This is a genomic window from Muricauda sp. SCSIO 65647 (genome assembly GCF_021534965.1).
Taxonomy (GTDB): domain Bacteria; phylum Bacteroidota; class Bacteroidia; order Flavobacteriales; family Flavobacteriaceae; genus Flagellimonas_A.
In genome coordinates this window covers 3,186,791-3,200,147 of the sequence record NZ_CP091037.1, presented here as the reverse complement: position 1 = coordinate 3,200,147, position 13,357 = coordinate 3,186,791, and the positions used below count along the sequence as shown (strand labels likewise).

7 protein-coding genes are annotated in these 13,357 nt (G+C 44.0%); all 7 read left to right on the top strand.

Annotated features, from left to right (window positions below; translation table 11 throughout):
- Positions 1-46 precede the first annotated feature (46 nt).
- Positions 47-3,388, top strand: coding sequence for a VCBS repeat-containing protein (locus L0P89_RS14145; protein ID WP_235265763.1), 3,342 nt, complete (start codon positions 47-49; stop codon positions 3,386-3,388).
- A 156-nt stretch (positions 3,389-3,544) separates the two neighbouring features.
- On the top strand, positions 3,545-5,926 hold the full coding sequence (locus tag L0P89_RS14140) for a PSD1 and planctomycete cytochrome C domain-containing protein (protein ID WP_235265762.1): 2,382 nt from the start codon (positions 3,545-3,547) through the stop codon (positions 5,924-5,926).
- The gene (locus L0P89_RS14135; protein WP_235265761.1) at positions 5,923-7,419 is read left to right on the top strand and encodes a DUF1501 domain-containing protein; all 1,497 of its coding nucleotides are present in this window, start codon (positions 5,923-5,925) and stop codon (positions 7,417-7,419) included. The genes L0P89_RS14140 and L0P89_RS14135 overlap by 4 nt, the downstream gene beginning before the upstream one ends.
- A complete protein-coding gene (locus tag L0P89_RS14130; RefSeq protein WP_235265760.1) occupies positions 7,419-8,453 on the top strand; it encodes a 6-bladed beta-propeller in 1,035 nt (344 codons plus the stop codon). Before L0P89_RS14135 ends, L0P89_RS14130 begins: the two co-directional genes overlap by 1 nt.
- 72 nt (positions 8,454-8,525) lie before the next feature.
- Complete coding sequence (locus tag L0P89_RS14125; protein ID WP_235265759.1) at positions 8,526-9,311, top strand: chitobiase/beta-hexosaminidase C-terminal domain-containing protein; 786 nt, start codon at positions 8,526-8,528, stop codon at positions 9,309-9,311.
- A gap of 3 nt (positions 9,312-9,314) precedes the next feature.
- Positions 9,315-11,354 carry a c-type cytochrome domain-containing protein gene (locus L0P89_RS14120; RefSeq protein WP_235265758.1) on the top strand — a complete coding sequence of 680 codons (2,040 nt, stop codon included), beginning with the start codon at positions 9,315-9,317 and terminating at the stop codon, positions 11,352-11,354.
- A 75-nt stretch (positions 11,355-11,429) separates the two neighbouring features.
- Positions 11,430-13,349 carry a DUF294 nucleotidyltransferase-like domain-containing protein gene (locus tag L0P89_RS14115; RefSeq protein ID WP_235265757.1) on the top strand — a complete coding sequence of 640 codons (1,920 nt, stop codon included), beginning with the start codon at positions 11,430-11,432 and terminating at the stop codon, positions 13,347-13,349.
- Positions 13,350-13,357 lie beyond the last annotated feature (8 nt).

Sequence of the window (13,357 nt, the reverse complement as noted above, 5' to 3'; positions counted from 1 at the left end):
AAACTCTCCTTTATTTTTTCTCTTTGTTTTAGTAACTTGGTAAATCATGAAATGTTCAAGTCTTTTTACCTTTATCTTGCTCTTTGTTTTCATGGGAGGCCATTCACAAAATGTAAGGAATCCCAAAAACAAACTGTTCACCCTACTTAAGCCGTCCCATACCGGCGTAAAGTTCAAAAACACCATAGAAGACACCAAAGAGCAGAATATTCTGTTGTATGCCAATTTCTATGGAGGTGCTGGCGTGGGTGTGGGCGACTTCAACAATGATGGATTACAAGATTTGTTCTTCGCCGGAAATCTAGTGCCCGACAAACTCTACCTCAATAAAGGAAATCTGAAATTTGAAGACGTTACCAAAGCTTCAGGAATTATAGACGATGGGGGTTGGTCAACAGGCGTTACCGTTGCCGATGTAAACAACGATGGCCATGAAGATATTTATGTCAGTAGAGAGTTGCACGACAAAAAACCCGAATGGCGCACCAACCTTTTGTACATCAATAATGGCGATGGCACCTTTAAAGAATTGGCCGGCGAATATGGTATTGCAGATAATGGAAGAACCAGGCATTCTACGTTTCTTGATTATGACAAGGATGGATATCTTGATCTACTTCTATTGACCCAACCCCCCAATCCGGGAAGTCTCTCAGAACTGTCAGGAAGCGATTTGCTAAAACCTGAATATCACATCAAATTGTTCAAAAATTCAGGCAAACGAAATTTCACTGAGGTTACCGAAGCTGCCGGTGTCAAATTGACCGGTTTTCCGAATGCCGTATCAGCAAGCGACCTGAACAATGATGGGTGGACCGACCTTTATATCGCCAATGATTTTCAAGCCCCCGATTTTCTTTTCATCAACAACCAAGATGGAACATTTAAAGAGATGATGAAAGAGGCATTGAACCATATTTCGTATTACAGCATGGGTGTAGATGTCGCAGATATCAACAATGATGGGCTTTTAGATGTTTTTGTGCTTGACATGGTGGCCGAAGATAATTTTCGATTGAAATCGAACATGAGCGGTATGAATCCTAAAGTTTTCTGGAAAGTAGTCGATGACGGCGGTCACTACCAGTACATGTACAACACACTGCACCTGAACAATGGCAATACTTCCTTTAGTGATGTGGCACAACTGACAGGTATGGCGGCCACGGATTGGAGTTGGGCGAACCTATTTGCCGATTTTGACAACGATGGACAAAAAGATGCCTTTATAACCAATGGCCTACTTCGTGATATCAGAAATACAGATGCGGATAAAAAAGTGGCCGAATATATCAATAAATCGCGTTTTGATTGGGTGAAAAACAATCCGAGCGGGGGCCAGTTTGAGAGTATTTTTGACATCATTGACCTTGACCGTGCGGTTTCTCTTATTCCCACTCAACCCCTGAAAAATTATGCGTACAAGAACCTTGGCGATTTAGAATTCAAGAAAATGGTTGAAGATTGGGGCCTAGATCATGAGTCATTCTCAAATGGGGCAGCTTATGCCGATCTCGATAATGACGGGGATTTAGATCTGATCGTGAACAATATCAATAGAGAGGCCTTTATATATCGCAACAATGCCGAATCAAGGCCGAATGCCAATTATTTGAGAATAGCACTCTCGGCAATTGACGAGAAACCCGTATTTGGCTCTCGAATCACGTTATACAATGATGGCGGCAAACAAGTAAGTGAAATGACCAATGTCAGGGGCATTTACTCTACAAGTGAGCCAATGGCCCACTTCGGATTGGGAAACGCATCTGAAGTCGACAGTATTGTGGTCGTTTGGCCAAATATGGACAAAAGCATTCTGAAAGACGTGAAAGCGAACCAAGTGTTGCAATTAAAAATGGAAGATGCTGATAGAGATACTGAAATTGCAGTCGATTCAGATATACCGAAATATTTTAAGGAAAATATGGAAAGTCCGATCCTTTCCTTTGAACATCAAGAAAACGAGTTTGATGATTATGCCAAACAGGTGCTGCTTCCCCATAAATTATCTCAATTTGGCCCAGCTTTGGCCAAAGGTGATGTCAATGCCGATGGGCTAGAAGACATTTTTATAGGTGGGGCATCGAGCTATAGCGCTTCACTTTTCATCCAAGAACCCGATGGAAACTTTACCAATCACAATGAAGACTTTTGGCATGGTGAAAGAGGCTATGAAGATATCGATGCATTATTTGCCGACATCAATGGTGATGGTCACCAAGATCTTTTTGTGGTAAGTGGCGGCAATGAATATCCGGTAAATGATTATCATTATGTAGATCGTCTCTACATCAATGATGGCAAGGGCAGCTTCACAAAAGCGGCCATACCCAATATTGGCAGGGACAGCGGCTCAATCGTAAAAGCCTCTGATTACGACAGCGATGGTGATCTAGACCTTTTTATAGGTGGTAGACATTGGCCCCATCAATACCCCTTGCCCGCTAGTAGCATGCTCTTACAAAATGACAATGGGCAGTTGGTCAATGCCACAAAGAATTTAGCGAGTGAATTAGAGAACATAGGAATGGTCACCGATGCCGTATGGAGCGATTATGACGGTGATGGGGATGAAGATCTGATACTGGTCGGCGAATGGATGCCCATTACCTTTTTCAAAAATGAAAACGGGCAATTGGTAAAGGATTTGCAAACCCGACTTTCAGAATCATCAGGTTGGTGGTTCAGCATTGAAAAAGGTGATTTTGACAATGATGGGGACGTCGATTACATCGCGGGCAACCTTGGCCTGAATTATAAATACAAAACATCGAAAGAAGAACCGTTCGATATCTACTATAACGATTTTGACGGTAATGGCAACTACGACATCGTACTGGGGTATTACAATCAAGATAAACACTACCCCCTCAGAGGGTTTTCATGTTCATCTGAACAGGTGCCCATGCTAAAAGAAAAGTTCAAAAAATATGATGTGTTCGCTGCCTTGGAGCTAGAGCAAGTTTATGGCGGTAAAAATCTTGAAAATGCCCTTAATTACAAAGCGGACACGTTTGCGTCTTCCTATATTGAAAACCTAGGTGGTGGTAAGTTCAAAATACATGCCCTTCCAAACAGGGCACAGCTGTCGAATATCAATGATATGCTGGTCAACGATTTTAATGGGGATGGATACCTTGATGTATTGGCCATAGGAAATTTGTTCGTTTCAGAAATAGAGACTCCAAGAAACGATGCGGGTACGGGCATTTTACTACTGGGAGATGGCAGGGGAAGTTTTTCGACCGTGACATCATACGAGAGTGGACTTTTTGCCCGAAAGGATGCCAAAAAAATCATTGAGATCAATGTTGGTGGTAAAAACAGCCTACTCATTGCCAACAACAACGACAAGCTACAAGGTTTCACTATTTTAGGAAATTAGCGACATTTTGTTTTCCATCTAAAGGTAAAACGACCTCTAAGCCATTGTACAACAGCGGAAAGAAACGCCTTTTTGGGCTTAAAGTGAACGTTACTGGTCGAAATTACTTGAAATAGCTGTTTTGATACCCTATTTTAAAACAATATGTTTTCAAACATGTCTTTTGAAAAGTATTTAACCATAAAAGAAACCGCTTTTTTCAAAGGATTTAGGGGGGTAGCCTCATTTTCTATATGTTTGACGCTTCTTTTGGCAAGCTGCAAACAAGAAGAACGGCAGCAATACCAATCCGTTTCAACTGCTGAACAAATCGGAAAGTTGCCCGATACCGTTGATTTTTCCCTGCACATCAAGCCTATCTTATCAGATCGTTGCTTCAAATGTCACGGTCCCGATGAGAATGCCATTGAGGCCGACCTCTCGCTGCACGCTGCTGAAAGGGCCTATAAGGCCTTGGGCGAAAAGGGTGATCGATACGCCATTGTACCTGGCGATGTTGAGAAAAGTGAGCTCGTAAAGCGTATTTTTTCAGAAGATCAAGGGATGGTAATGCCACCCCCAGAGTCAAACCTAATGCTCTCCGACCACGAAAAAGAACTATTGAAAAAATGGGTCGCACAGGGGGCAGAATATAAAGAGCACTGGGCTTTTGTTAAGCCGTCAAAACCAAGAATTCCCAGTACGATCGAAGATGAATGGTGCGCAAATGAAATCGATGCCTTCATCTTAAAAAAACTTAACGACAAGGGCTATGAACCCTCCCCGAAAGCTTCCAACGAACGGTTGATTCGACGTATATCTTTTGATATCACCGGCCTTCCCCCAGATTTGGAGCAGATTGACACCTTTATTGCCAATGATTCAGAAAGTACCTATGAAATGCTCATAGACTCGTTCTTGAATTCAATTGATTATGCAGAAAGCATGGCAGCAAGCTGGATGGATGTCGCCCGCTATGCCGATACCCATGGGTATCAAGACGATTTTGAACGTACCATGTGGCCGTGGCGTGACTGGGTCATCAAAGCTTTTTATGAAAATATGCCATATGATGAATTTGTGACCGTGCAATTAGCAGGCGATTTACTGCCCAATGCGACCAAAGAGACCATTCTGGCCACAGGTTTTAACCGCAACCACAAGATTACCGCAGAAGGTGGCGTGATTCCTGAAGAATATCGTATTGAATATGTCGAAGACCGCACCAACACCTTTGGTACCGCCTTTCTGGGCATGACGATGGAGTGTGCCCGCTGTCACGATCATAAGTATGACCCCGTCAGTCAAAAAGAACATTTTCAGTTATTCGGCTTTTTCAACAATATTGATGAAAAAGGGTTGCTATCGAGTGCCGATGAAATTCCCGCGCCTTATGTTATGGTCACCAAAGAAGAGGCCCAAGGGGTGCTTGACTTTGTGAACATGGGCGAATATGACAAAGAAGAAGTTCCCGTAATGGTCATGAAAGAGATGAAAGAACCGCGACCCACCTTTATTTTGGATCGAGGGGTCTATGACCAACCCACAGAGCAGGTATCGCCCGCTACACCAGAACGTATTCTACCGTTCCCTGAAGAGTATCCGAAAAATCGATTGGGGCTGGCAAAATGGCTTTTTCATCAAGACAATCCCTTGACCGCAAGGGTTGTCGTCAACCGTGTTTGGCAAAAGATGTTCGGCAAGGGATTGGTCGAAAGTTCTTATGATTTTGGCAACCAGGGCTCATTGCCCACCCATCCTGAGCTGCTCGATTTTTTGGCGGTCAAATTCATGGAAGAAGGTTGGGATCTCAAAAAGCTTATCAAATATATCGCCATGTCGAGCACCTATCGGCAAAGTACAAAAGCAACCGATCAACTGCTCGAAAAAGATCCAGAAAACAATTGGTTGGCAAGGGCACCGAGATTGCGACTACCCGCTGAAACCATACGGGACCAAGCATTGAAAATCAGCGGACTTCTAAACAAAACCATAGGTGGCCCCAGCGTCAAGCCCTACCAACCAGAAGGCATTTGGGAAGAAACAACTGGCGGAGGTGGAGGCAGTACGGCCAGGTACGTATTGAGCGAGGGCAAAAACCTGTACCGAAAAAGCCTTTATACCTTTTGGAAACGCACAGTGCCCCCACCCAGTATGATGACCTTTGATGCCTCTTCGCGTGACCTGTGTTCAGTAAAACGTGAAGAGACCAATACGCCCCTTCAAGCGTTGGTATTGCTCAACGATCCTCAATTGATAGAGACTGCACGTGCAATGGCGTACCAGACCAGCAAAGAAAAAAATGGTGTGGATGAACAAATTTTGCTATTGTTCAGAAAGGCGACCTCAAGGCTTCCCAATGATGAGGAAATGAAGACCCTTAAAGCGTTTTATGCCAATTCGATGTCAAAAATCGAAGAAGGTGAAATCAATATCGACGAATACTTGGCCATAGGCGAATTTTCAAAAGACGACATCGGTTCAAGAAAAAAATGGGCAGGCTTGGCCCTGACCGCACATGCAATTCTTAATTTGGATGAAACGATCACAAGAGGATGAGCGAGAAAAAGATACTTGAAGAAAACCTGTTGCACTATAACAGACGAACGTTTTTCAAAAAATCGGCCTTTGGTATCGGGGGTATGGCCCTTGCGTCTTTAATGGGCTGCAATTTTTTTTCGAAAGACGAAGAAACGGGGCTGTTTTCAAAAACAGATATGCCTTTGGGTGCAAAAGGAATTCTTGATGCCCTACACCACCCCGCTAAAATAAAACGTGTTATTTATCTGTTTCAAAGCGGTGGCCCCTCACAATTGGAACTTTTCGATTACAAGCCATTATTGAACAAAAGACGGGGCGAAGATCTTCCAGAATCAGTACGTAAGGGGCAACGCCTCACGGGTATGACCTCTGGGCAAGATAGTTTTCCGTTGGTCGGCTCCCTTTTCGGCTTCAAGCAATACGGTAAAAACGGTACTTGGGTAAGTGACCTCCTACCCTACACGGCCAAAATGGTCGATGAGCTCTGTATCATCAAATCGATGTTCACCGAGGCCATCAACCACGATCCAGCAGTAACTTTTTTTCAGACGGGATCACAGCAACCGGGCAGGCCCAGCATTGGGTCTTGGTTGAGCTATGGCCTTGGTAGCGAAAATGAAAATCTGCCAGCATTCACTGTGCTACTGTCACGTGGTAGTGGCAGGCCCAACGGGCAACCCCTTTATACGCGTTTGTGGGGCAACGGATTTCTTCATTCGATGCACCAAGGGGTACAGTTCAGGGCGGCCAAAGATCCCGTGCTCTATTTGAACGATCCCGAAGGCATTTCGAAAAATAGCAAACGGGAGATGCTCGACATGCTGGCCCAGTTGAACGAACAGCACTACAATGAGTTTGGTGACCCAGAAATACAGGGCCGCATTGCCCAATATGAAATGGCCTATCGTATGCAGACCTCGGTACCGGAAGTCATCGATACCGCCAATGAACCAGATTACATTTACAAAATGTACGGTGCCGATGCCAAAATACCCGGCACCTACGCGGCCAACTGCCTGTTGGCAAGAAGACTTGCAGAGCAAGATGTGCGGTTTATACAGCTCTACCATATGGGTTGGGACCAACATGCCAACTTGCCCTTGGCCATCGAAAAGCAGGCCAAAGATGTCGATCAAGCCTCGGCAGCACTTGTGGCCGATTTGAAACAACGTGGATTGCTTGAAGATACCTTGGTCATTTGGGGAGGTGAATTCGGGCGTACCAACTACTCACAAGGTATACTCACCGATACCAATTACGGTCGAGACCACCACCCAAGGTGCTTCACTATATGGATGGCCGGCGGTGGTGTGAAACCAGGGTTCGTATATGGCGAAACCGATGATTTCGGGTACAACATCGTCAAAGACCCCGTACATGTACATGATTTTCAGGCCACTTTGCTGCATCTGATGGGTATCGATCACGAAAGGCTCACCTATAAGTATCAAGGCCGACGGTTTAGGCTCACCGATGTTGAAGGTCACATCGTAAAATCAATTTTGGCCTAATGCAACGCAGAAATTTCATCAAGACTTCCGCTCTTGCGGGCATGGCATTTGCAACTGTTCCAGTTTCCGCAAAAAGGGTATGGGAATTGGAGGATGCCATCATTGGCCACGGTGACTATCGTTATAAAATTGACCTGAATTGGGGGGCCCTGAACAGCAATTACTACCCCGTAAATGATTGCCATGAAATGGTCATCGACTCAAAAGGAAGAATTCTTCTGTTGACCAACCATACGAAGAACAATATTCTCATCTATGATAAAAGTGGAAAATTGCTCGATGCCTGGGGAACCGAATATCCGGGGGCGCACGGGCTCACCCTGCACAATGAAAACGGTGAAGAATTTCTGTACATTTCAGACAACGCTAGACACGAGGTCATAAAAACGACCATCGACGGCAAAGTGGTACAGCTATTTCCATTTTCAAAAGAATCAGGAAAATATCAGGCTAAAGAACAATACATCCCCACAGAAACGGCCATAGCGGCCAATGGTGATGTATATGTGGCCGATGGTTACGGTGAACAGTACATTCTACATTACGATGCCAAAGGAAAGCTGTTAAACGTTTTTGGTGGCAAAGGTGATGAAGACCATTTGTTCAACAATGCCCACGGTATCTGTATTGATGATAGGAATTCTGACAATATTTCACTTCTTATTACGGCACGACAGCAGAACAAGCTGAAACGCTTCTCCCTTGATGGAAAGTACATGGATACTATCGATTTGCCCGGCGCCTACATCTGTCGGCCGGTCATTCATGGTAAACAGGTCTATTTGGCCACTATTTGGTCAGGTGATGGGGCCGCAGGCACTGGCTTCATCTCCATTTTGAATGAAAAAAACGAGCTGGTATCGGCTCCGGGTGGCTGTACTCCGAATTATGTTAGTGGTGAACTACAGCCTGTGTACCAGACTTTGAAAGTATTTCACCATCCACATGATGTCTGTATCGATGATGACGAGAATATATATGTTGCACAATGGAACTCGGGTAAAACCTATCCCGTAAAACTGTACAGGGTGTAAATCTCTATGGAAAAGATGGTGAACCGTTTTCTGAGGTCAAATAGGTGGGAAAGAAAATCTTTCGTTCTGACAGTGTCAATTCTTTTATTGGTGGCACTTTCTTCCTGTAAAGAAAAAAAAGTAGCGTTCACCTCAACAAAAGACATTCAACTATCCAGTCCGAGAGTGGAAGTCGATTCCTTGATATTCCAAAAAGAAGCCCTGATCAGCTTGGCATTGAAAGAAGATAGAGCCGACATCTATTACAAAGTTCTGGGGACAGACACTGAGGCAAAGACAGCCTATGAAAAACCCATTGTCGTTGACAAAACGACCAAAATACAGTTTTGGGCAGAACATGAATTGTACCGCCCCAGTGATGTTCAAGAAATCATTCTGACCAAAATAAGTACCGACCTCTCAAGTACTGATGTAGTGGTTGCTCCAGAACCACATATCAATTATCCAGGAAAGGGGTCGGCAACCCTTGTCAATAGTACAAAGGGCACGGTCAACTTTCGAAAGGGTGATGAATGGTTGGGCTTTCAAGACAAAAAAGTATCTGTTTCCCTTCAATTTTCTAAACCTACCCCGGTGTCAAAGGTCTTGGTAGGTGTTTTGGCCGACCATAATTCATGGATTTTTCTGCCCAGCTCAGTACTGGTTGAAGCACGTCAGACCAGTATTGGCAGTATCGAACTCCCCTACCCATTGGAACGAGAAAAACCAAATTCTACATTTATAGAAGTTGAAGTTGAAAAAGGTAATTATAAAAACTTGATAATCAATATTTTTGCATTGGAGTCAATTCCTGGTTGGCATGAAGGAAAAGGCACACCGCCTTGGCTTTTTGTCGATGAAATACTGATAGAACCCTGATTTATGCAGATAGGCAATTTACACCCCTTACTGGTGCACCTCCCAATCGGTATCATCATTATGGCCTTTTTGATGGAGCTGCTTCATTTTCGGAAACCCTCTACCGTAAGTCGAGATGCGTTGCTGTTCGTTTTGGGCACGGGCGCTTTGTTTTCCATTCTTTCACTGATCTCAGGCTGGTTGCTGGGCGATACGGGGGGCTATGATCCTGAACTGTTGAACGATCACAAATGGATGGCCGTGGCCTTCACGGTAACCTGTACGGCCTTGTTCTTCGTCAAATGGAGCAAGAAAGAGTGGGCCAAAAAAACCTATTTTCCACTATTGTTGGTGACCGTGGCCTTGCTCTTCATCACCGCCCATTATGGGGGCAACATCACACATGGTGAAGATTTTTTGTTCAAAGATAGAAGCGGAGCAGTCATTGAGATTGAAGATGTTGATAAAGCCAGGGTATATGCCCAAATCGTGCAGCCTATCTTTGAAGCGAAATGTGTGGGTTGCCACAACACGAACAAGGTGAAAGGGGGGCTCATGCTCACTTCAAAGGAAGAAATACTTGCCGGCGGTGATACTGGAGGCCTTTTCGATACCCTTTCTGATGCAAATAACACCCTATTGGTGCATCGCATCACATTGCCATTAGAAAACGAAGAGCACATGCCCCCAAAGGGAAAATTGCAATTGACCGACGAAGAAAAGTTGTTATTGCAATGGTGGGTCGACAATGACAATTGTTTTGACTGCATTGTCGAAAATCTGGAAGCCGATGATAAAACCTCGGCCGCACTTGCTTCCTTAGAAGTAGACCGTTCAACTCGTGCCTTGATTGCCAAAGAGCTTGACATGCCTTCACTAGAAAACTTGGCAGCGTTGCGACTACAAAACATTGATGTACAACCCTTGGCTGCCGAAAGTCCCTTATTGATTGCAAATCTCTCAAGAAGAAAAGACCTTTCAGAAAAAGAATTTGAACTTTTGCGCAAGGTTGATGAACACATTGTCGAACTGAACCTTGCCCACTCTAACTTCAACGATACACTGGCCCCCTTCTTAAAAAAGTTCAAAAACTTGACGAAATTACAGTTGCGGCAGACCAAGGTTACAGCCGAGGGTTTGGCCCATTTAAAAAAACTGGAGTATCTCGAATCGCTGAATCTTTTCGGAACGTCCATTTCAGCAGAAGCATTACAAAAAATCAGTGAAATTCGGTCCTTGAAAGATCTGTACCTAGACCCTACCCTATCAAGTTCGGATCTGGCGATACTTGATACAGACCGCATTACCCTATATGGCAAAGACATCGACAGCCTTTTTGCTTCAAGTGAGTTGGTTCCGCCGGTTATTTTGACCGATGGTGAAATTTTCAACGATTCACTTTTGATCACCATAAGCAATGTATTCGAAGATTCAAAGACTCGGTACCGTATAATGGGCAGACAGAACGACTCCATTGAATTTGAATATCAAAAGCCGTTTTATCTAAAAGAATCAGCTACTTTGATCGCCTATACCGCCAAAGAGGGATGGAAGCCCAGTGAACCCAGTAAGGCCATCTTTCTGAAAAGTGGCGCCAAGATTACCAAGGCTTCGTTTGCCTCGCCCCCACACCAAAAATATATTGCGGCAGGTGCCAAAACATTGATCGACAAAAAAAGAGGCTCTACCAATTTTGTAGATGGCAATTGGGTAGGGTACGAAAGATCTCATTTATTGGCCACGGTCGAGCTTGAAAAGGCCACCGAAGTTTCCAGTATAGCCGTGGGGCACCTTTCTGCCGCTGATAACTGGATATTTTCGCCGGTAGGCTACAAAGTCTGGGGCTCTTCTGACGGCAAAAACTACCAACACCTCAGAACTATTGAACTACCGCCCAATCCCCCATCTACTGACATTCAGTTAAACCTTTTCAACATTGATTTTCCTAAGACAACCTTAAAAAGTGTACGGGTTCAGGTCAGAAACCAACTGAAGAATCCTGATTGGCATCAAAATCCTGGTGGTGACAGTTTTATCTTTATCGATGAGATTGTCTTGAACTAATGTTTTTTGATGTTACCCTTTTCTATACCTTGTATACGGGTAACATCCTTTTTCAATTAGACGTACCTTTGCGTTATGGGCAATGTAATTTCAGAAAGAATCGCCGATTTTCTAAAAGATTTTCCTCCATTCAACGTATTTGACAAAAATCAGCTTCACGAGTTGGCCGTTGAGGTAACGGTCATGTACAAAGCCAAAAATACAGTTGTCTTCAATGTTGATGATAAAGCTCTTGATAGTTTTTATGTGGTACACAAAGGCGCCGTGGCCTTGTGGAGTACAGCTGAAAAAGTGGTCATCGATATTTGTGACGAAGGAGATATTTTCGGATTGCGTCCACTCATAGCCCAAGATAATTATAGACTGCAGGCAAAAACTGAGGAAGAGAGTATTTTGTACGCCATTCCTATTGAAATCTTTAAGCCGTACATAAAGAAGAATGAAAGGGTAATGAATTTTTTGGTGGAAAGTTTCGCATCAAACACCCGAAATCCCTATGACAAAAACCATAAAGGGCAGCTTTTGGGAGATACCGCACAGTTTAATCCGAACAATACCGGCTCACGATTGCTTGATCTACAGCCCGTAGAGTTTTCAGGTGAGATTACCTCAGCTACCGAAGATACCACGATAAAGACCATTGCCCAAAAGATGACCAAGAAAGGCATCGGGGCCATGCTTATTGAAAAAGAAGATTTGCCCATCGGTATTTTGACCGATAAAGATCTGCGGAACAAAATAGCAACAGGTGATTTTTCCATCGATGCGAAGGCAAAGAGCCTAATGTCTTCACCTGTTATCACCTACCCGCCCAATTTAACGATTACCCAGGCCCAAATGGCCATGATGAAAAACAACATCAGCCATTTGGTACTTACCGAAGACGGTACGGTAAACGCAAAGGCCGTCGGCATTCTTTCGAAACATGACATCATGCTTTCTTTGGGAAACAATCCAGCGGTTCTGGTAAAGGCCATTAAACGTGCCCGCTCTTGTGAAGAAATAAAGCCCTTGAGAAAAGGGGTGGTCAACTTGTTAAGGGGCTATCTAGATCAAAATATTCCCATGGCACTGGTTTCCAAGATTATTTCAGAGCTCAATGACGCCTGTATCAAACAGGTCATCGAGCTTTCATTGGCACAGATGGAAAAAGAGCCTCCTGTCAAATTTGCCTGGCTGGCCATGGGAAGTCAGGGAAGAAGCGAACAGTTACTGCATACCGACCAAGACAATGCCCTGCTTTTTGAAGATGTGCCAAAAAGCAAGTTTGAAAGTACAAGGGCCTATTTTTTGGATTTGGCCAAAAAAATCACCCTTGGCCTCAATACCATTGGCTACGATTATTGCCCTGCCGATATGATGGCCTCAAATCCCAAATGGTGCAACAGTCTTTCTGGGTTTAAAGACATGACTTCAAAATGGATAGTAAGACCAGGACCCGAAGAGGTTCTTCTCTCTTCAATATTCTTTGACTACAATAGAGCCTATGGCGACAAGAAGTTGGTTTCAGAACTCTCACATTTCATCTTTGATACCGTCGAGAAATACCCTATTTTTTTAAGCCATTTGGCAAGTAGTGCTTTAATGAACCCTTCCCCCTCAGGTTTTTTTAGACAGTTCTTGATTGAGCAAGATGGTGAACACAAAGATTTTTTTGATCTGAAAAAAAGAGCCCTGATGCCCTTGGTCGATGCGGCCAGGGTCTTGATTCTATCACACAACATTCCTGATATCAGTAATACCTGGGAACGTTATGAGAAGCTCGCAGAGGTAGAGCTAAGCAACAAAGACATTTATATGGCCTGCAGCTATGCCAGCAAGGCATTGTTAAAATTTCGAACGAAACAAGGTTTGCTGCACAATGATTCTGGCCGCTACATTTCATTGGAAAAACTGAGCAAGGAAGAAAAAATGAAACTTAAACGGACTTTCAAGACCATAAAGGAAATTCAAGAGCTATTGAACATCAGGTTTATGGTATCAAGGGTTCGTTGATCTACGGA

Coding starts and splice junctions, on each gene's coding strand:
- L0P89_RS14145 (WP_235265763.1), top strand. CDS start 47: ATGAAATGTTCAAGTCTTTTTACCTTTATCTTGCTCTTTGTTTTCATG.
- L0P89_RS14140 (WP_235265762.1), top strand. CDS start 3,545: ATGTCTTTTGAAAAGTATTTAACCATAAAAGAAACCGCTTTTTTCAAA.
- L0P89_RS14135 (WP_235265761.1), top strand. CDS start 5,923: ATGAGCGAGAAAAAGATACTTGAAGAAAACCTGTTGCACTATAACAGA.
- L0P89_RS14130 (WP_235265760.1), top strand. CDS start 7,419: ATGCAACGCAGAAATTTCATCAAGACTTCCGCTCTTGCGGGCATGGCA.
- L0P89_RS14120 (WP_235265758.1), top strand. CDS start 9,315: ATGCAGATAGGCAATTTACACCCCTTACTGGTGCACCTCCCAATCGGT.
- L0P89_RS14115 (WP_235265757.1), top strand. CDS start 11,430: ATGGGCAATGTAATTTCAGAAAGAATCGCCGATTTTCTAAAAGATTTT.